This window comes from Pseudomonas sp. SDO5591_S426, from assembly GCF_054070755.1.
The window spans coordinates 1-19,472 of the sequence record NZ_JBSVXD010000021.1 but is presented as its reverse complement, the minus strand read 5'-3'; the positions used below and the strand labels follow the sequence as shown (position 1 = coordinate 19,472).

At 58.1% G+C, this 19,472-nt stretch carries 17 protein-coding genes and 1 tRNA gene; 8 read left to right on the top strand and 10 right to left on the bottom strand.

Annotated elements, in window-relative coordinates; genetic code table 11:
* Nucleotides 1-91: 91 nt before the first annotated feature.
* Nucleotides 92-553, bottom strand: coding sequence for an Lrp/AsnC family transcriptional regulator (locus ACW9JC_RS07090; protein ID WP_338583519.1), 462 nt, complete (start codon nucleotides 551-553; stop codon nucleotides 92-94).
* 186 nt (nucleotides 554-739) lie between these two features.
* Between ACW9JC_RS07090 and ACW9JC_RS07085 the strand changes: the two genes are divergently transcribed.
* A complete protein-coding gene (locus ACW9JC_RS07085) occupies nucleotides 740-3,094 on the top strand; it encodes a glucose/quinate/shikimate family membrane-bound PQQ-dependent dehydrogenase (RefSeq protein ID WP_457454349.1) in 2,355 nt (784 codons plus the stop codon).
* Between the two features lie 114 nt (nucleotides 3,095-3,208).
* On the top strand, nucleotides 3,209-3,889 hold the full coding sequence (locus tag ACW9JC_RS07080) for a peptidase M41 (protein ID WP_457454347.1): 681 nt from the start codon (nucleotides 3,209-3,211) through the stop codon (nucleotides 3,887-3,889).
* Between the two features lie 15 nt (nucleotides 3,890-3,904).
* On the opposite strand, the gene ACW9JC_RS07075 is transcribed toward ACW9JC_RS07080, so the two are convergent.
* From ACW9JC_RS07075 to ACW9JC_RS07065, 3 genes are all read right to left on the bottom strand, one after another.
* Complete coding sequence (locus ACW9JC_RS07075; RefSeq protein ID WP_457454345.1) at nucleotides 3,905-4,333, bottom strand: hypothetical protein; 429 nt, start codon at nucleotides 4,331-4,333, stop codon at nucleotides 3,905-3,907.
* On the bottom strand, nucleotides 4,323-4,925 hold the full coding sequence (locus ACW9JC_RS07070) for a nucleotidyltransferase domain-containing protein (protein ID WP_457454343.1): 603 nt from the start codon (nucleotides 4,923-4,925) through the stop codon (nucleotides 4,323-4,325). The genes ACW9JC_RS07075 and ACW9JC_RS07070 overlap by 11 nt, the downstream gene beginning before the upstream one ends.
* Before the next feature lie 68 nt (nucleotides 4,926-4,993).
* Entirely contained in the window at nucleotides 4,994-5,314 is a 321-nt protein-coding gene (locus ACW9JC_RS07065; RefSeq protein WP_457454342.1) for a DUF3077 domain-containing protein, read from the bottom strand.
* A 538-nt stretch (nucleotides 5,315-5,852) separates the two neighbouring features.
* Between ACW9JC_RS07065 and ACW9JC_RS07060 the strand changes: the two genes are divergently transcribed.
* Genes ACW9JC_RS07060 through ACW9JC_RS07050 form a run of 3 tightly spaced genes read left to right on the top strand, consistent with a single transcriptional unit; the run spans nucleotide 5,853 to nucleotide 7,985 of the window.
* Nucleotides 5,853-6,617 carry a MarR family transcriptional regulator gene (locus ACW9JC_RS07060; RefSeq protein WP_416127736.1) on the top strand — a complete coding sequence of 255 codons (765 nt, stop codon included), beginning with the start codon at nucleotides 5,853-5,855 and terminating at the stop codon, nucleotides 6,615-6,617.
* Between the two features lies 1 nt (nucleotide 6,618).
* Nucleotides 6,619-7,317, top strand: coding sequence for a hypothetical protein (locus ACW9JC_RS07055; RefSeq protein WP_457454340.1), 699 nt, complete (start codon nucleotides 6,619-6,621; stop codon nucleotides 7,315-7,317).
* Nucleotides 7,314-7,985, top strand: coding sequence for a PP2C family protein-serine/threonine phosphatase (locus tag ACW9JC_RS07050; RefSeq protein WP_457454338.1), 672 nt, complete (start codon nucleotides 7,314-7,316; stop codon nucleotides 7,983-7,985). The genes ACW9JC_RS07055 and ACW9JC_RS07050 overlap by 4 nt, the downstream gene beginning before the upstream one ends.
* A gap of 129 nt (nucleotides 7,986-8,114) precedes the next feature.
* On the opposite strand, the gene ACW9JC_RS07045 is transcribed toward ACW9JC_RS07050, so the two are convergent.
* The 5 genes from ACW9JC_RS07045 to rpsU form a co-directional block, all read right to left on the bottom strand.
* Nucleotides 8,115-8,191 (bottom strand) — tRNA-Ile (locus tag ACW9JC_RS07045).
* Nucleotides 8,192-8,206: 15 nt separating this feature from the next.
* The gene (locus ACW9JC_RS07040) at nucleotides 8,207-11,953 is read right to left on the bottom strand and encodes a bifunctional diguanylate cyclase/phosphodiesterase (RefSeq protein ID WP_457454336.1); all 3,747 of its coding nucleotides are present in this window, start codon (nucleotides 11,951-11,953) and stop codon (nucleotides 8,207-8,209) included.
* Nucleotides 11,954-12,077: 124 nt separating this feature from the next.
* Nucleotides 12,078-13,925 carry an RNA polymerase sigma factor RpoD gene (rpoD, locus tag ACW9JC_RS07035; protein WP_338583502.1) on the bottom strand — a complete coding sequence of 616 codons (1,848 nt, stop codon included), beginning with the start codon at nucleotides 13,923-13,925 and terminating at the stop codon, nucleotides 12,078-12,080.
* Between the two features lie 67 nt (nucleotides 13,926-13,992).
* Complete coding sequence (gene dnaG / locus ACW9JC_RS07030) at nucleotides 13,993-15,963, bottom strand: DNA primase (protein ID WP_457454334.1); 1,971 nt, start codon at nucleotides 15,961-15,963, stop codon at nucleotides 13,993-13,995.
* Between the two features lie 480 nt (nucleotides 15,964-16,443).
* Nucleotides 16,444-16,659 carry a 30S ribosomal protein S21 gene (gene rpsU / locus ACW9JC_RS07025; RefSeq protein ID WP_002551877.1) on the bottom strand — a complete coding sequence of 72 codons (216 nt, stop codon included), beginning with the start codon at nucleotides 16,657-16,659 and terminating at the stop codon, nucleotides 16,444-16,446.
* A 199-nt stretch (nucleotides 16,660-16,858) separates the two neighbouring features.
* Here rpsU and tsaD point away from each other — a divergent pair, with 199 nt between their 5' ends.
* A complete protein-coding gene (gene tsaD, locus ACW9JC_RS07020; protein WP_457454332.1) occupies nucleotides 16,859-17,884 on the top strand; it encodes a tRNA (adenosine(37)-N6)-threonylcarbamoyltransferase complex transferase subunit TsaD in 1,026 nt (341 codons plus the stop codon).
* A 23-nt stretch (nucleotides 17,885-17,907) separates the two neighbouring features.
* On the opposite strand, the gene plsY is transcribed toward tsaD, so the two are convergent.
* Nucleotides 17,908-18,477, bottom strand: coding sequence for a glycerol-3-phosphate 1-O-acyltransferase PlsY (plsY, locus tag ACW9JC_RS07015; RefSeq protein WP_416127551.1), 570 nt, complete (start codon nucleotides 18,475-18,477; stop codon nucleotides 17,908-17,910).
* Nucleotides 18,478-18,551: 74 nt separating this feature from the next.
* Here plsY and folB point away from each other — a divergent pair, with 74 nt between their 5' ends.
* Entirely contained in the window at nucleotides 18,552-18,908 is a 357-nt protein-coding gene (gene folB, locus ACW9JC_RS07010) for a dihydroneopterin aldolase (RefSeq protein WP_008051601.1), read from the top strand.
* Entirely contained in the window at nucleotides 18,899-19,417 is a 519-nt protein-coding gene (gene folK, locus ACW9JC_RS07005; protein WP_457454328.1) for a 2-amino-4-hydroxy-6-hydroxymethyldihydropteridine diphosphokinase, read from the top strand. The genes folB and folK overlap by 10 nt, the downstream gene beginning before the upstream one ends.
* The last annotated feature ends 55 nt before the right edge of the window (nucleotides 19,418-19,472 follow it).

Below are 19,472 nucleotides of genomic sequence, written 5' to 3'. Positions count from 1 at the left end.
TGACGATCGTGGTATGCATACTGATCACTGTGGGAGCGAGCTTGCTCGCGATAGCGTCAGCTCAGGCACCCATGAAACCTGAATTGGAATGTCAAACCGGATGCCCCCGATCAATCTTGCTACTCAAAATGATCGACGTCGTAGTCTTCTCCACCCCATCCACACTGCCAATCTGATCCAGCAACTGGTCCAGCTGCTCCGGTGAATCGGTGCGCAGCCACGCCACATAATCAAATTCGCCACTCACTGCACACAACTGCTGCACCTGCGCCATCGCGCTCAGCCGGCGCAAAACCTCTTTGCCAGAACGCGGCTGCACGGTAATCCCGACATATGCCTGCAACCCGCCATCCACCACGCGCTGCCCGAGCCGCACGCCGTAGCCGGTAATCACTTTGGCTTTTTCCAACCGGGCCAGACGCGAGGTGACGGTGGTGCGGGCGATGCCCAGTTGCCGGGCGAGCATGGCCACACTCTCGCGGGCGTTGATCTGCAAGGCTGCGATCAACTGTCGGTCGATTTCGTCGAGAACGGGCGGGCGGGTATCAGGCAAAGCGGCATCTCCATCGGCGCGGATCAATGGTCCAGCATGTTACAGGCACATTCGGCCGGACGCTTGCGGCTGATATTCGAACTAATCTTCGTACCGTTCGGGAGATTTATACCTGCGACAAATTGCCATAAGTAACTAGGTAGTACATTATTCCGCCCCTTGTCACAAATGGGGAAAGTGTTCGACATGAATAATTCTGGGGCTGCCGCCGGCAGCAAGTGGTTGCTGGCAGGGCTGGGCGTGCTGATTGCACTGATCGGGCTCGGTTTGGTCGGTGGCGGAGGCTATTTGATCGCGCTGGGTGGCAGCTGGTATTTCCTGCTGATGGGGCTGGCGATGCTGGCGTCCGGGCTGATGATTGCTCGTCGCAAGCCGCTGGGTGCCTGGCTGTATGGCGTAGCGCTGATCCTCACTGCCATCTGGGCCGTTTGGGACACTGGTCTCGAATATTGGCCGCTGGTTTCACGGGTGCTGACGTTTGCCGTGATCGGTCTGGTCGTCGCGTTGATCTATCCGACCCTGGTCCGCGCTTCGGGCGCGACCGGCGGGCGTGGCGCCTACGGTTTGGCTGGCATTCTCGGTGTTGGCGTCGTAGCGACAATGGCCTACATGTTCGTCCCGACCCACGTCGTCGAAAACCCTACTGTGCCTGCGGTGACGCCGGTCACCCCGGGCACTGAACAGAAAGACTGGGCGCACTGGGGCAACACCACCGCCGGCAATCGCTTTGCCGCGCTGGACCAGATCAACAAAGGCAATATCGACAAGTTGCAGGTCGCGTGGACCTTCCGCACCGGCGACATTCCACAAAGCACCGGCGCTGGCGCTGAAGACCAGAACACCCCGCTGCAAATCGGTGACACGGTCTACACCTGCACCGCCTACGGCAAAGTCTTCGCCCTCGATGTCGACACTGGCGCCCAGCGCTGGAAGTTTGACCCGCAGGGCACCGCGCCGAACTGGCAGCGCTGCCGTGGCCTGGGCTATTCCGAAACACCGGTGTCTTCGGACAGTAAGCCAAGTGCCTGTACGAAACGTCTGTTTCTGCCGACCGGCGATGCACGCCTGATCGCCATCAATGCGGACACTGGCAAGCCCTGCGAGGAGTTCGGCAACAAGGGCACCGTTGACCTGACCACCGACATGGGCGAAGTGAAGCCCGGTTACTACCAGCAAACCTCGACTCCATTGGTCGCGGGTGACGTGGTGATCGTTGGTGGCCGCGTGGCCGATAACTACTCCACTGGCGAACCGCCGGGCGTGGTTCGTGCCTACGACGTACGCAGCGGTGAACTGGTCTGGGCGTGGGATCCGGGCAACCCGAACACCACCAAACGTCCGCCAGCAGGAGAGACGTACACCCGTGGTACGCCGAACGTGTGGTCGGCCATGTCCTACGACGCCAAGTCCGGTCTGGTCTACCTACCAACCGGCAACGCGACGCCAGATTTCTTCGGCGGCCAGCGCACCGCAATGGACAACAAGTGGAACTCGTCCATCGTCGCCATCGACGTGAAGACCGGCCAGGTTCGTTGGCACTTCCAGACCACCCACAACGATCTGTGGGACTTCGACCTGCCGGCGCAACCGTTGCTGTACGACGTGCCGGACGGCAAGGGCGGCACCCAGCCAGCGCTGGCGCAAGTCACCAAACAGGGCGAGATCTTCCTGCTCAATCGCGAAACCGGCGTGCCGATTGCCCGCGTTGAAGAGCGCCCGGTGCCGCAGGGCCATGTGCCTGGCGAACACTACTCGCCAACCCAGCCGTTCTCGGTGGACATGCCGTCAATCGGCAACAAGACCCTGACCGAGTCCGACATGTGGGGCGCCACGCCGTTTGACCAATTGATGTGCCGCATCCAGTTCAAAGGCATGCGCCACGAAGGCGTCTACACCCCGCCGGGCATGGACCGCGCCCTGCAATTCCCGGGCTCGTTGGGCGGCATGAACTGGGGCAGCGTCTCGGTTGATCCGAACACCAACTACATGTTCGTCAACGACATGCGCCTGGGCTTGGCCAACTACATGATCCCGCGCGACAAGATCGGCGCCGGGGCCAGCGGTATCGAAATGGGTGTGGTGCCACAGGAAGGCACACCGTTTGGCGCCATGCGCGAACGCTTCCTCTCGGCGGTCGGCATTCCGTGCCAGAAACCACCGTTCGGCACCATGTCGGCCATCGACCTCAAGACCCACAAACTGATGTGGCAAGTCCCGGTCGGCACCGTGCAGGACACCGGCCCGCTGGGCATCCGCATGCACTTGCCGATCCCGATCGGCATGCCGACCCTCGGCGCATCGCTCGCCACCCAGTCGGGCCTGCTGTTCTTCGCCGGCACCCAGGACTTCTACCTGCGCGCCTTCGATACCGGCAACGGCAACGAAATCTGGAAGTCGCGTTTGCCAGTGGGCAGCCAGTCCGGGCCGATGACCTACGTTTCACCGAAAACCGGCAAGCAGTACATCCTGCTGACGGTGGGCGGCGCGCGGCAGTCGACGGATCGTGGGGACTATGTGATTGCCTATGCTTTGCCTAACTAAGGGCTGATGTTCAGGTAAGAAAAAGCCGCGCCATTGCGCGGCTTTTTCTTGGGCGGAAAAGCGTGTGTGGAAATCGGCTAGGATTGAGGCAGTCGAGGGTGCGAGGCGAAGGACATGACAACAAAGCTACCGACTGCAGTACGCGACCGTGCATTGCAAATCGCCCATCACGAAATGGGCCACTACGTCGTGGCCCGTGTGTTGGGTTTTGAAACGGGCGGTGTGACCCTGACAGTGACCAAGGATTTGCGTCACCAAGGCGGAGCTTCCATAACGTTGGTGCGCCCCATTTCATCGCTAGAAGCCATGAAAGAGCATCTGGAAGCCCGAATCATGGTGCTCCTGGCCGGCGCAATGGCGCAGACACTCCCCTCAAAACCTTCAGCCGCCAAACGCGTCGACAAGCCAAAAGCCACAACCATCCTCAAAGGTGAGCAGGGGGCTGAACAGGATTACGCAAAAATCCGGGAGCTTCAGCATCTGCTGCGCAACATCGCTTACCCGGATACCGATCCGGCGTCGGGTGAGCGAATAGCTGCGCAGCTTAAAGCGATGACCGATCGGTTGTGGGTTCGGACTCAAGAAATCATCGAGGATCAGGCGCAGACGATTGCCGAATTGGCCGGAGCGCTGGTCGACGGCATGGTCATCGTCGAGCAGTGGGGGCGGGCGGCGGATAGGTATGAAGTGGTGTTTACCGGTCCGATGCTGGAACGGTTGCGGGCGGTGCAGGCCATCCCTTCGTTACCTGTTTGGACTGACAGTTGCAGTGATGCTGTTCAGCACTGGAAGTAACGAAGGGTCGAAGCGTTATTTGCTCGCGAGCATGGCGTCTTGCACCAATAGCAGCAGTGCATCAGTTGCTGCCAACAGTTCGGCAAGTAGGGTTTCATCCACATCCATATAACCTTCGTACTCAGCCAGATTGCGGCGCTCGTGACAAAGCGTAAACAGGCGTACCTGGATTTTGTTCAGGCCGAGAGTATGTACAAGGCACTGAAATACCAGATAGCGGCGGTCAGAGCGAAACCCCTGCAACCGCATGGCCGTGAGCGCCAGGGCATGTGCGGCGTTGTAGGCGAGGTCGAAGCGACTGGCAAAGGACAGGGCCGAACTGTGAGCATCATTTAAACGGTCCGTGGCCGATCTCAGCAGCCCTTCACATTCCTTACGATCTGGCGGTTCAGCTTTGAGGCCGCCGCTACGCACCAGGTTTTCCAGATTTTCGTTACTGCCCATCGGCTACCTCTGCTGGATTGCGGCCAATCAAGTCAATTTTTTCCTGTTGCTCAACCCGCACTACAAAGCTGTTACCGGCCGCCTTCTTGGCTTGCCAGTCGGCCAAGGTATAGAGCGTCGGGTTAATGGTGCGGCCAAGCTGTTCCTCAACGGGCAGTACCCGTTCCATCAAGTCGCTGTAATTGAGATTTTCGCCAATCAGCATCAGGTCAATGTCACTACCTGCATGCTCGTTTCCCTTGGCGATGGAGCCGTAGATAAATGCCCACGTCAGCTGATCACTCAATGGAGCCAAGGCAGCACGCAGTTGCTCTGCGATACCAAAAGTCTTGCGCACGATCCCTAGCAGTTCCGCATAAATGGGGCATTCAGGGTTGGCTTGATAGTGCGTCTGATTACCCCGTCGAATCATGGTGAGAATGCCTGCGCCATGAAGACGTTCCAGCTCACGCATCAGGCTGCCCTTGCCGACCTGCGCCCAGCGGGATATCTCATTGGCATAGAAGCTCTGATCCGGTTTGCCATACAGCATGCCCAGCACTTTTTGCTGAGTGGCGGTAAACAGGGCATCGCTGAGCGGGATGGCAGGCATGGCTGACTCTATAAGTCCCAAAAAGGGAACGATAGGTCCCTTTTTGGGAATTTTCAACTCTGCCGTGATTATGAGTTTTTCGATGGGGCTGCTTCCTTTGTTGTTTGAACAGGTCGCCGATCCAGCACCTTCGCCACATCATCAATCACCGCCTTGCTCATCGCCGTCAGGTAATGCGCGGCCCAGGCGTGGCGGTCGGTGTCTTTGGCGTAGGCGGCGTCCATGGTTAGCCCCTTGGCGAGATGCAAAAGATCGGAGGCTTGAGCTAATGCTTCGGCCAGCGGAACGCCGCGACTGACGTGGAATAGCGCCTGGTTCTTGCAGTAGATGAAGGGGGTGAAGCCGATGGTTTTGAGTTCTGAGGTTAAGGGCGTATCAGTTTTAGACATGGTCTGACTCCAAGATTAGAGTAGTCGCCACGTTCGTTTCCAAGCGAATAGGTGGCGGCTGTGCGCAGGTTGGAAAACCGGAGACCACAGAACCGGCACGCCCGAAGGCGTCCCACGCACAGCTGCCATAACACAGAATTCGCAATCGTAAAAACGACTGGAGTTGCGGTAGGGGCACTATTGCGCTGTGATCTGACGGGTTTCCAAGCCCGACCGCTGAATGGTCAGCGACGTCCAGAGACTATCCCGTCAAAGAAAAGCGCAACAAGGCATCAAAGTGCCCAAATAGAAGATTCGGAGTTTGCCTACAAGGTCCTACGGCGTCATCCGATAAAGCGAGACTTTGAGTAAACAAAACTAACGCCGAATTCACTCGGCCACAGCGCCTGCGGTCTTCACGATTGTTGCGGAAGGGCTTTTTGTAAGGTCACGAAGCGCCCCCATCGTGCCTGGTTCAAAAGATCTTGACAGTGAAATATTTCAAATGAGACAAGTGTCCACGTTTTATGGAATGTGGACGCTTGGAGTTTTTGACTTTATGAAGAGTCAAGATATTTTGCTTCTGTTCAAGATGGCCAGCCTGCACGCCCAAGAGGAAAATCTTTATGGGGTGATGGAGTCTGAGTCGAATTCGAACACCGTTGAGGACTTGTTAAAACCTCAGCCGATATTTATGACGGCAGGGGGGCGAGTGGGGCAGCCACTAGTCACCTACCCTTCTGCTGGTGAAGAAACTGAATTTCATCGTCAAGAGTTCGACTCGTCTTTCAGCGACGAAGATGAATGGGAAGGTTGGTCAGAGCCAGTGTCTTCTGCGCCGCTGGCGAGTTGGAGTGAAGGCTACTCGTTGCGTGCACTGTCTGCGTCTTTGGGGCTAAGCAAAAGCGAGGTTTCAAACTCCATTGCGAGGTGTCGCGAATCCGGAATGCTTACCAATGATTACGACACCGGGCTTCCAAAAGTTAATCGGCGAGAGCTGCTGAAAATCACCGAGCACGCTCTGAAATATTTCTTCCCTGTGAAGCCGGGCGCAATGGTTCGTGGTATCCCAACGGGTTTCGCAGCACCAGCGCTCTCTAAAAGCATCAAGAGTGCTGGCGGGCTGATTCCGGTTTGGCCTGATCCCTTGGGAAATGAGCGTGGTCAAGCGATAGAACCGCTCTACAAAACGGTGCCAGAAGCGGTAAAGAAGGACAGAACCCTTTATCACTATCTTGCGCTTGCCGATGCGATCCGTCTTGGTGGTCCGCGAGAGTGTGGTGTGGCGGTTAACATTCTAAAGGCAGGAATGGGGCTGAAGTAACATGTCATCAAGCGCTAATCACAACTATGAGCTCATAGAATTTGTTGCAGGTGGCTTGGGTGAGGCGTTTCTCGCTGAAGTTGCCTTTGTCGGTGGTTGCACAACAGCCATGCTGGTGACTGATGTTACTGTGCTGGACGACATTCGCTTCACCGATGATGTTGACCTGGTGATCGAACTTGCAGGTATTAGCGCTTGGCAACACCTTACGGAACGCCTGGCGGCTAAGAACTTCAAGATCACCGGTGAGGATGAGGTCAACTGTCGTTTCCGCTTCAACGACGTCGTTGTTGACGTGATGCCCTCTGATCCCGCGGTTCTCGGATATGCCAATCGTTGGTTTGTGGAGGGGTTGGCCAAGGCTGACAAATTTACGTTGCCCAGCGGTATCGTCATCCAGATATTTAAACCGACCTACTTTCTTGCGACGAAACTAGAGGCCTTTTGCGGTCGTGGTGAGGGCGATCCTTACCACAAGGATGTCGAAGACATCATTATCTTGATTGATGGTCGTACGGAGCTTTTGGAAGAGGTTCGCCAAGTTGATTCTGAGCTCAAGGAATTCATTACTGCTGGAATTCGAGGCCTCACGGAACTTAGTGGTATCGACTACGTGATTGAGAGTTCGGGCTCGGTGCAGGCAAATCCGGGTAGAGGTCGAATCATCCACATGCGCATGAAGGACCTGGGCAACGCATGAGATACAACACCAAGTCAGTAATAGGAAAGGCCAGGAAAGCCAATAATGACTGTGCTGGAGTTCTCTGCGATGGTGAAAGAGGGCTGTTCGTTATCACAGATGGAACGTCGAAGACTGGCAGCGGCCAACTAGCTGAGTACTTCGTGAGGGGCGTTTTGGCAGCCTACCAAAAGCATTTGGATCAGGGAGGCGATATCACTGAGCATGGAGCGGTGGAGCAGGTGCTTTGTTCGGTGCTGACCGAACTTCATCCCACTTTGTTTGCGGACCAGACAGGGGCGACGTGTTATCTGCTCGGCGTCATTGCTCATGGAAAGCTCACGCTTGCGTATGAAGGTGACTGTTCGTGTGGAGTGGTGACACCGGAAGGTAGGATCGAGTGGATTACGCCGCCCCACTGCAAAGCCAACTGGAGGCGCGACCGTTCACACCGTGAGCTGGCGCGAGACCCTGCTCGAAACTGGATAACCCGATGTTTGAAAGCTAATCGTGCCCCGGACCCTGACTTTGTTTTTCATCAATTGGTCGTCGATGAACGACTGGTGTTCGTAACCGATGGCTTTTGGGCGGAATTAACGGAATCGCAGCAAAGTAGCTTGTTGGTATCACCAGATAGCGACCCTATTGCTGTTGAAGATGACGTTACGTGGATTGATGTTCAGCTCTAACCCTAGAGGTGCAGACTGCATTTTTAGCAGTTCTATCTTCAGACAGACCCGAAAGGCAGGATTCAGCAACATAGGCAACGGTGACCGAGCAGACACGAAAAAGCCGCGTAAAAACGCGGCTTTCTTGTTTGGTGGGCCCACACGGACTTGAACCGTGGACCAAAGGATTATGAGTCCTCTGCTCTAACCAACTGAGCTATAGGCCCTCAGTAGGTCGCGGATTATAGCGACGGTTTCGCGGCTGTGCTATCCGAAAAATCCATTACGGTTGTACGAAGAAACGTCGCGGCGAATTCGTCCGGGGGCAGGGGCAGGCTGACGATGTAGCCCTGGATCTGCTCGCAGCCCTCATAGGCCAGGAATTGTTGCTGCGCCTGGGTTTCGACGCCTTCGGCAATCACGGTGAATTGCATGCTGCGGCCGAGGGCGATGATGGCGCGCACGATGGCGACGTCGTGCGGGTCATCCGGCAGGCCGCGGACGAAGGACTGGTCGATCTTGAGAATGTCCAGCGGCAGGCGCTTGAGGTAGCTCAATGACGAGTAGCCGGTGCCGAAGTCGTCGATCGCCAGTTGCACGCCCAGGTGCTTGAGCTGATGCAGCACGCTCAAGGCTTCTTCGGCTTGGCTCATGATGAAGTTTTCGGTGATTTCCAGTTGCAGGAAATCGGGTTTGAGGCGGTAGTCCTTGAGCAGCTGTTCGATGCGCCCGAGCAGGTTCGGTTGGCGCAATTGCGCGCCGGCGAGGTTGACCGACAGCGGGCCAAGGCCCTCGTAGGTTTTGCTCCATTCGTGCATTTGCCGGCAGGCGGTTTCCAGTACCCAGTCGCCGATCTGCAGGATCATGCCGTTTTCTTCGGCCAGGGAAATGAAATGTTCCGGTGGTACGTCGCCAAAGGTCGGGTGACGCCAACGAATCAGCGCTTCGGCGCCCACCAGGCGGTAGTCGTCGAGGCTGATTTTCGGTTGGTAGTAGAGGTGCAGTTCATTGCGCTCGATGGCGCGGCGCAGTTCATGCTCCAGCGCCACACGTTCGCTGGCTTGGGCGGTCAGGTCACGGGTGTAGCTTTCGACCCGGTTACGGCCCTTGGCCTTGGAGCGGTACATCGCCGCGTCGGCGTTCTTGATCAGCGTGGCGACGTCGCAGCCGTCCTGTGGATAAAGGCTGGTGCCGATGCTCGAGCTGATGAAGAACTCGTGCTCACCGGCCTGGAACGGCGCGGTGAAGCAGTTGAGCAGCTTGGTCGCGATGTTATCGGCATCGCTAGGCTGCTGAAGGCCGGGCAGCAGAATGATGAACTCGTCGCCGCCCAGACGCGCGACGGTGTCGATGTCGCGCAGCTGTTCCTTGAGACGCACGGCAATGCCCTTGAGCAGCAGGTCGCCGACCGGGTGACCGAGGCTGTCGTTGATGTGTTTGAAACGGTCGAGGTCGAGGAACAGCACCGCGCCCTGGCCACCGTTTTCTTTCTGGGTGTTGAGCGCGGTCAGCAAGCGGCTTTCGAAAAGTGTGCGGTTGGGCAGGCCGGTCAGCGGATCGTGGTGCGCCTGGTAGTCGAGTTTGGCTTGGGCGTGCTTGAGGCTCGAAATGTCGGCGAACACCGCCACAAAGTGAGTGATGAATTTGTCGCGGTTGCGCACGGCGCTGATGGTCAGCCAGCTCGGATAAAGTTCGCCATTCTTGCGCCGGTTGGAAATCTCGCCTTGCCAGTGACCTTCGGCGGTCAATTGGTGCCACATGGCGGCGTAGAACGCGCTGTCATGCAGGCCTGAGGCGAGCAGGCGCGGGGTGTGGCCCAGCGCTTCGCTTTCGCTGTAACCGGTGATTTCCGTGAATGCACGGTTGACTGCGCTGATGTGCTGCTGGGTATCGGTGATCAACACGCCTTCGGCGGTGCTCTCGAATACGGTAGCGGCCTGTTGCAGTTTTTCCTGCATCAGGTGGCGCTCTGTGATGTCCCGGGCGATGGTCAGCATGCAGTCCTCGTCGCCGATTGGCAGCGGACGACTGGACACCTCGCAGAGGCGGATCTGCCCGTCGCTGCGGCGGATATGGCAACTGAAGTCGCGGACGAAGCCGTCGCGGTGCAGCAGATCGAGCATCTGTTTGCGTTCGTTGAGATTGACCCAGATCCCCAGATCCAGCGCCGAGCGATCCACCGACATCGCGCTGTTGAACCCGGTGATGCGGCTGAAACCCTCGTTGACCTCAAGCAACAAGCCGTCGCTCTGCCGAGACAGCAGCAAGCCGTCCGGCGAGGCGTGGAAGGCCTTGGCGAATTTCTCTTCGGAGGTTTGCAGTTGCTGTTGGGTTTCCTTGAGCTGGGTGATGTCGCGCACGACCACCACCAGTGCCGGAGTGGTATCGAGGTCGAACGGCTCGGCGGAGATCAGGCCGGTAAACACCTGGCCATTGCTGCGGCGAAAGGGCATCTCCAGGTTGCGGATGCTGCCGGCCTGCAAGCGCTGCAACAAGCCCGGTCCGACACCGGGAATGCCCCAGATGTTGAGATCGGTGGCGGTCTGGCCGATGACGTCTTCGGCACGCAGGCCGATCTGTTCTTCGAACGCTTCGTTCACTTCCAGCAGGCAACCGTCGGAGAGGCGCGCGATGACCAGAATGTCCGGGCATTGCTGGAACACCGAGGCAAATTTCTGTTCCGACAGGCGCAGCGCTTCTTCGGTGCGTTTGGCCTCACTGATGTCGATCATCAGCCCGCGCATCACCGGTTCATGGCCGTGTTCGATCAGGCTGACGATGTCGCGCACCCACAAGCAGCGCCCGTCAGCGGTGATCACCCGGTAATCGAGGCTGTGATCGCGCCCGGCCAACACTTCGTGATCACAAAAGCTCTGCGCGCGAATGAGGTCGGCGGGGTGAATGATGTTGCGCCAGAAGCCCGGAATCAGCCAATGCGACAGGGGATAACCGAGCAGGTCTTCGGCGTGGGGCGACACATAGCTGTAAGTGAAGTCGCTCATTCGCGCTTCCCAGGCGATGGCCGACAGGCTCTCTACCAATCCGCGGTAGTGATACTCGCTGCTGCGCAGTTCCTGCTCGAGATCGACGCGACGGGCAATTTCCGAACTCAAGCGACGGTTGATCCGGATCACCGCCACCAGCACCGCAATCAGCAGCAGTAGTCCCGGCAGGCCATAGACCAGCAGGTCGGACCAGAATGTTCGATGATCGAGGACGTTGCCGACCCAAAGTTCCTGAATGGCGCTGATTTCGGCTGGGGACATGTCCGCCAGGACTTTATCCAGGATGCCGACCAGCACTTTGTTGTCCCGGGGCACGCCCATGGCCAGTTGATAGCGGTAAGGGGTTTCGCCGCTGACGTACAGTCCGTCGAGCTTGAGCTGGCGCAGGCTCCAGACGCTGGAAGCGAGATCGCCGACCACGGCGTCCACCTCATCGGTCGCCAGCGCCTGCAAAGCCGAGCTGACATTGTGCATGGCCACCAGATTCAAGTCGGGGTGGTGGGTGCGTAACAGCTCGTGGGGTGCATAGTTTTCCACCACGGCGATTTTCAGACCGTACAGGTCCTGAATTTTGCGCGGCTGAGGACCGCCGACGTGCGCCAGGATGACAATCGGGAAGTCCAGATAGGGTCGGGTGAACGACAGGAACGCCTGGCGTTCCGGGGTCGACATGATGCCCGGCAGCAGGTCGAGCTTGCCTTGTTTGGCCTGTTCGAGCACAACCGTCCAACTGACCGGTTCGATGGGCGTCAGTTTGACGGCCAATCGTTGGCGAATCAGGTCGATATAGTCTGCCGCAAGGCCCTGGTAACGCCCTTGATCGTCGCGAAACTCAAAGGGCGGCCAGGACGCATCGACACCCAGGCGCAAGTCCGGGTGGGCCGCAAGCCAGCTACGTTCTTCGTCGGTTAGAGTCAGCGCGCCAGCCGTTGCGGTCCAGGTCATGAGCGACAGCAAAAAAAGCACGGTCGGCAGTCTGGGCATAACGGTCTCGTTATGGCTCTGGGGAATGTTTCGAGTGTAGACGGGCTATGGAGCGGAGGGGGGCGTGCGGAGATATTAATCTGCCATAAAACAAAACCCCCGGCCTGGGCCGGGGGTTCTGGTATCACTCGTCGAGGAAGGAGCGCAGATGCTCGCTTCTCGTCGGGTGGCGCAGCTTGCGCAGCGCCTTGGCTTCGATCTGACGAATCCGTTCACGGGTCACGTCGAACTGCTTACCAACCTCTTCGAGGGTGTGGTCGGTATTCATGTCGATACCGAAGCGCATGCGCAGTACCTTGGCTTCACGGGCAGTGAGGCCGGACAGCACTTCGCGAGTCGCTTCTTTAAGGCTCTCAACAGTGGCGACATCGATTGGCGACTGCATGGTCGAGTCTTCGATGAAGTCACCCAGATGGGAGTCTTCGTCATCACCGATCGGGGTTTCCATGGAGATCGGCTCTTTAGCGATCTTCAATACCTTGCGGATCTTGTCCTCAGGCATTTCCATGCGTTCGCCCAGCTCTTCCGGGGTCGGTTCGCGACCCATTTCCTGCAACATCTGCCGGGAAATACGGTTGAGCTTGTTGATCGTCTCGATCATGTGCACCGGAATACGGATGGTGCGGGCCTGGTCGGCGATCGAGCGAGTGATCGCCTGACGGATCCACCAGGTGGCATAAGTCGAGAATTTGTAGCCGCGGCGGTATTCAAACTTGTCTACCGCTTTCATCAAACCGATGTTGCCTTCCTGGATCAGATCGAGGAATTGCAGGCCACGGTTGGTGTACTTCTTGGCGATGGAGATCACCAGACGCAAGTTCGCTTCAACCATCTCTTTCTTCGCGCGGCGGGCCTTGGCCTCACCGATCGACATGCGACGGTTGATGTCCTTGATCTCGGCGATGGTCAGACCGGTTTCGGTCTCCAGCGCGGTCAGCTTCTGCTGGCAACGAATGATGTCCGGCTGAACGCGACCAATGGCTTCAGCGTATTTGCTTTTGCCTTTGGCCAGTGCGTCGGACCAGCTTTCGTCAACTTCATTGCCCGGGAACTGGCGCAGGAAGTCGGCACGCGGCATGCGCGCATCACGGACGCAGAGCTGCATGATTGCACGCTCTTGCTGACGCAGACGGTCCAGGGCACTGCGAACACGCTCGACCAGGCCTTCGAATTGCTTCGGCACCAGTTTGATCGGCATGAACAGCTCGGCCAAGGCCAACAATTCAGCGATAGCTGCCTTGTTGCTGCGACCGTGCTTTTTCAGGGCCTTGCGGGTAATTTCCATCTGATCGGACACGGCGCCAAAACGCTGCGCAGCGATGACCGGATCTGGACCGCTTTCGGCTTCTTCTTCGTCATCCGAGGCTTCAGCTTCATCGTCGTCGGTATCGTCATCCGCTTTTGCGGCCTTCGGGTCGATCGGCGGTGGCACTTCTGCCGCAGGCGGCGCAATGCCGTCGTCCGGGTCGATATAACCGCTCAGGACGTCGGACAGGCGACCACCTTCGGTGGTGACGCGAGTGTACTCGGAGAGAATATGGTCAACCGTGCCAGGGAAGTGCGCGATTGCGCTCATCACTTCACGGATGCCCTCTTCAATACGTTTGGCGATTTCGATTTCGCCTTCACGTGTGAGGAGCTCTACCGTACCCATTTCGCGCATGTACATGCGCACTGGGTCGGTGGTACGGCCAATGTCGGTCTCGACCGCTGCCAACGCGGCGGCTGCTTCTTCCGCAGCGGCCTCGTCGGTATCGGCGTCGGCCAGCATAAGGGCGTCCGCATCCGGAGCACTCTCGTGTACGGGAATCCCCATGTCATTAATCATGCGGATGATGTCTTCCACCTGCTCTGGATCTGAAATATCCTCAGGCAGGTGGTCGTTGACCTCGGCGTAAGTCAGATACTTCTGCTCACGACCCAGTTTGATCAACTCAATAATACGAGACTGCTGTTGCGCTTTTCCGGACATAACACCCTATCCACTGAAGGTCTTGGCGGGCAAAAAACAAGCCGAGGATTATACCTGAGCTATGACCTCACGCGCCAGTTGAGGTCGGGTTTGATGCGGAAACATTCTGTTTTAGAAGGTCGCGCATCTGTTTCGCTATCTGTATTTGCTCATCAGCCGACAATCCCGGCTGCCTTGCTTTTTTGATGAGTTCGTCGAGGGTCTGCGTATGTTGACCCGCAGATAACCTAGTAATGGTGTCTAAAAACTGCTGTTCAAGGTTGTCGCCGTCAATTAGCCATTCCTTTTCTGCAAGTGCTTTCAAAAGACGCCCTTGCTCTGTGCCGTGCCAACGGGCCATCAATTGAATAGAGTTTAGCTTAGGATTTTTCTGCACCGCCTCGATCAAGGCGATTAGTACCTGAGCGTACGTATTGCTCTCGTTGGCAAAATGTTCAGCACTCTCAACCTTGCCAGCCAATTGCGGGTGGTGGATAAGCGTGCGCAATGCGATAAGCGTTGGCGCTTCAACCGCTACTGGCGTGCGTGGGGCATAGGCTTCGTCGCGGTCACCGCGCTTGCCGTTTTTGTTCCATGGTTTCTTGTCCCATTTCTTGCCGCCGGCACCGGGTTTCTTCGGCGTCCATTCCTGCTGGGGCGCGTGGCCCTCTTGAGGTTGATGGAAGTCGGAGTAGTCCGGCATGGCGTCGTAATCGATGCCGGGGTCATAAGCCGGCGGTGCGTCTTGCGGCGCGCTGTGCGCCAGTTGGCTGACCGCTTCACCACTCAAGCCCGTGATTTCCGTCAGGCGCTGGCGCATCAGGATGCGCAGGTTGGCGCCGGGGATTTTGTCGATCAACGGTGCGGCGAGGGTGGCCATGTGGGCCTTGCCCTCGAGCGAGCGTGGGTCGGCTTCTTCGGTCAGTTGCTGGAAGAAATAATCCGCCAGCGGCTGGGCGTGCTGATTGATGCGCGCGCGGAAGGCGTCAGTGCCTTCGGAGCGGACCAAAGTGTCCGGGTCCTCGCCTTCGGGCAGGAACAGGAAGCGTGCGCGGCGGCCGTCTTGCAGGCTCGATAACGTTGCTTCCAGTGCCCGCCAGGCTGCATTGCGACCGGCCTGGTCGCCATCGAAGCAAAACAGAACGCTGGGCACGACACGAAACAGTCGCTTCAAGTGTTCTTCGCTGGTGGCGGTGCCCAGGGTCGCGACGGCATTGCGCAAGCCTTGCTGGGCGAGGGCGATGACGTCCATGTAGCCTTCGACGACGATGATTTCGTCGAGGTTGCGGTTGTTCTTGCGCGCTTCATACAGGCCGTAGAGTTCCTGGCCTTTATGGAATACCGGGGTTTCCGGGGAGTTCAGGTATTTCGGCTTGTCATCACCCAGCACCCGGCCGCCGAACGCAATGATGCGCCCACGGCTGTCGCGGATCGGGAACATCACCCGGTCGCGGAAGCGATCGTAGCGTTTGCCGGTTTCGGCGTTTTCGATCAGCAGGCCGGCATCGATCATGGCTTTTTGTTGCAGGGTGTCGCTGCTCAAGTGCTTGAACAGGTTGTCCCAGCCGGGGGGCGCAAAGCCGAGGCCGAAGTCTCGGGCGATTTCCCCGGTCAGGCCGCGACCTTTCAGGTAATCCACAGCGGCTTTGCGCGATGGATGGCTCTTCAGCGCCTGACGATAAAAGTCGGCGGCGGCCGTGAGCAGCGGATACAGCGGTGAATCTGTCGGCTGTCGCGGTTTGTGCGAGCGACCGCCTTCTTCCCGGGGGACTTCCATTCCGGCCGCTTTGGCCAGGTCTTCGACAGCCTGGACGAAATCCAGGTTGTCGTGGTCCATGATGAAGCCCAGGGCATTGCCGCCAGCGCCGCAGCCGAAGCAGTAATAGAACTGTTTGTCGGGGCTGACGCTGAAGGACGGAGTTTTCTCTTTGTGAAACGGGCAGCAGGCGGTGTAGTTCTTGCCGGCTTTTTTCATTTGCAGGCGCGAGCTGACCACATCGACGATGTCGGTGCGGTTCAGAAGGTCGTCAATGAAGCTCTGGGGAATTAGCCCGGCCATGGCGTTCTCGTCATCTGCGCTGAAAGGGTCCGAAACGAAGGGCGGCCGGACGCGGGTCATGATTTGAGGCGCGCAAGCTGTGCGGCTCGACCAGTGTCGTCTGCGTAATCGCTATCGGGAAGTGTATCTGCCGAAAATCCACTGACGTTAATTCCAATCAGTATTCGACTATTTGAAAGTGTTGCGCTGAATCCGGCTGCGACCCGTCAAGGGTCTCGGATAGCTCATCATTTGGCATGCAAGAGATGCCTTGGGCTGATCGTCGTGAGAGGAATCAGTGGGTGTGCTCGTCAGTAGCCTTGAAAGGCTCGTCAGAAAAGACGTGCACCGCTGGCAAAAGAGCCAGGTCTGACGCGGTGAAGCAGATTTGTCTTGGTCGCGTCTGCGGCTTCGACAGTGAAGCATCAAGCGTTTTACGCAAATGCCATTAGCCCGGCTGAGAGCCGGGCTTGGCAGAAGCTTGCTACGATCGTCTGTGTATTAGTACAGACGAACGGCGCGGCGCTGTTCGCGCTGAACTTTCTTGGCGTGACGCTTAACAGCGGCTGCTGCTTTACGCTTACGCTCAGAAGTTGGCTTCTCGTAAAATTCGCGGCTACGAACTTCAGCCAGTACACCGGCTTTTTCGCAGGAGCGCTTGAAACGACGCAGAGCTACGTCGAAGGGTTCGTTCTCTTTTACTTTGACGGCTGGCATCCAGAGCTACCTTCATTCATTACCGGGGTCAACATCCTCGCGGCAAAAGAGCACTTGAAGACGTCGGTTTTTAAGGGTTGCGGATGTTAACCCCTCATCGCACGGAATGCAAAGCCTCTGATCGAAAACCGCTGGTCGGGGCATCACGCGACGACTATTATGCGCGCCTTCGAATTCAGCCTAAACAAGGCGCAAACCCATGCTAGTACTGGGATTAGAAACCTCCTGCGACGAAACTGGTGTCGCATTATATGACAGTGAACGCGGCCTGCTGGCCGACGCGCTGTTCAGCCAGATCGACCTGCACCGTGCCTATGGTGGGGTGGTGCCGGAGCTGGCCTCGCGTGATCACGTCAAACGCATGCTGCCCTTGATTCGTCAGGTGTTGGCCGAAGCCGACTGCGTGCCGACTGAGATCGACGCGATCGCCTACACCGCGGGTCCCGGCCTGGTCGGGGCGTTGTTGGTGGGTGCTTCCTGCGCTCAGGCGCTGGCCTTTGCCTGGGGCATTCCGGCGCTGGGCGTGCACCACATGGAAGGTCACTTGCTGGCGCCGATGCTGGAGTCGCAACCGCCGGAATTTCCGTTCGTCGCTTTGTTGGTGTCGGGTGGGCATACGCAGCTCGTTCAGGTCGATGGAATCGGTCAGTACACGCTGTTGGGCGAGACACTCGACGACGCTGCGGGCGAAGCGTTCGACAAGACCGCCAAGATGATGGGCCTGCAATATCCGGGTGGCCCGGAAATCGCGCGTATGGCAGAGCAGGGCGTTGCAGGACGTTTCGTCTTCCCGCGTCCGATGTGCGACCGCCCTGGCCTGGATTTCAGCTTCAGTGGCCTGAAAACCTTCGCGCTGAACACCTGGCAGCAGTGCGTCAGCGCCGGGGACGACGGTGAGCAAGCCCGTTGCGACATCGCGCTGGCGTTCCAGCAGGCCGTGGTGGAGACTTTGACCATCAAGTGCAAGCGAGCCCTCAAGGCGGCTGGCATGAAGCGTCTGGTGATTGCAGGCGGCGTGAGTGCCAACAAGGCGTTGCGCACTTCGCTGGAAAAAATGCTCGGCGACATGAAGGGCGATGTTTTTTATGCGCGTCCGCAGTTTTGCACCGATAACGGCGCGATGATTGCGTTTGCCGGCTGCCAGCGCTTGCAGGCCGGTCAGCAGGAAAGCCTGGCGATCACTGTGCAGGCGCGTTGGCCGATGGAGCAATTGTCGGCGTTGTGATGAGCCGGGCTCATGTCCGGCAACTAGAAATGCCGTTCGCGCCCGGCAAACAGGTCGCGTAGATTGCCGCGGTGGCGCCAGACGATCAGCCCTGTGAGCGTGGTCATGGGCAGCAGGGCCGCCGGTTCTTGCCAGGCCAGCAGCGGCAGAGTCAGCGGCGTGGCGATCAGGGCCGCCAGTGAACTTGTACGGGTCAGGTAGAACGTCAGCAGCCAGGCACAAACCGCCAACAGTGCTGCCGGCGGATACAGGCCCAGCAACATCCCGGCAGCGGTGGCGACACCCTTGCCACCGCGAAAGCGGAAGTACAGCGGGAACAGGTGGCCAATGACGGCGCACACGCCGATCCAGGCCTGATCTTGCAGCGAAAGGCCCGCAACAGCGGCGATCAGCACGGGCAACAAGCCTTTGCAGAGATCGCCGAGCAGGGTCAGGACGGCGAGTTTCTTGCCGGCCAGGCGCAACATGTTGGTGGCACCGGCATTGCCCGAGCCACTCATTCGCGGATCGGGGTTACCGGTCAGGCGGCTGAGCAAAATGGCAAAGGACAGAGAGCCGAGCAGGTAGGCGAGGATCGCCAATAACCAAAACATGCTAACTATTCCGGGCGAGGACGCCCTGATTCTAACGGCGCAATGCGCCCTTGTCGTGTAGCGGAGAAAAGTGCTTGGACAGAGTGTTTATCGAGGGCCTGGAAGTCGACACCGTGATCGGTGCCTACGACTGGGAGCGAGGCATCCGACAGTGCTTGCGTCTTGATCTGAGTTTCGCCTGGGACAATCGTCCGGCAGCCGCCGGTGACGACCTGACCCTGGCCCTCGATTACGCGAGTGTTTCGTCGCGCATCCAGGCCTTTGCCGAGCAGGCGCAGTTCCAACTGGTCGAAACCTTCGCCGAGCGTCTGGTTGAAGTGCTGATGAGCGAATTCAAGATCACCTGGATGCGCCTCAAGCTGACCAAGCCAGGCGCAGTACCTGCGGCTACCGGTGGCGTGGGTGTGGAGATCGAGCGCGGATGTCGCTGACTCAGGTGTATCTCGGGCTCGGTAGCAATATCGAGCGCGAAACCCATTTGCAGGCCGGCCTGGATGCCTTGGCGGGTTTCCTGGTGGATATCCATTGTTCGCCGGTCTTCGAAAGCCAGCCAGTGGGGATCAAGAGCGGACCGTTCTTCAATTTCGTGGTATCGGCCTACACCGATTTGCCGCTGATGGAGCTGGATCGCCGGCTGAAATTCATCGAAGCCGACAATGGCCGCTACGCACCGGACCGCAAGGGTTTGCCGCTGGACATCGACGTGTTGTTGTTTGGTGATCTGGTGGGCAACTTCGATGGCTTGATCCTGCCGCGGGCGGAAATTCTGAAAAATGCCTTTGTGCTGTGGCCGTTGTCGCTGATTGCGCCGGATCGGGTGCATCCCGGTGTAGGTAAAAGTTTCGCCACACTGTGGAGCGAGGCGCAGATTGATCAGGTGTTGGCGCCGGTGGCATTCGAATGGCGCGGTGAGCAGCTGACGCCTTCGAATATGTTGTAGTGAAAAAAGATCGCAGCCTTCGGCAGCTCCGACATGTATTTATGTTTTTCCTGTA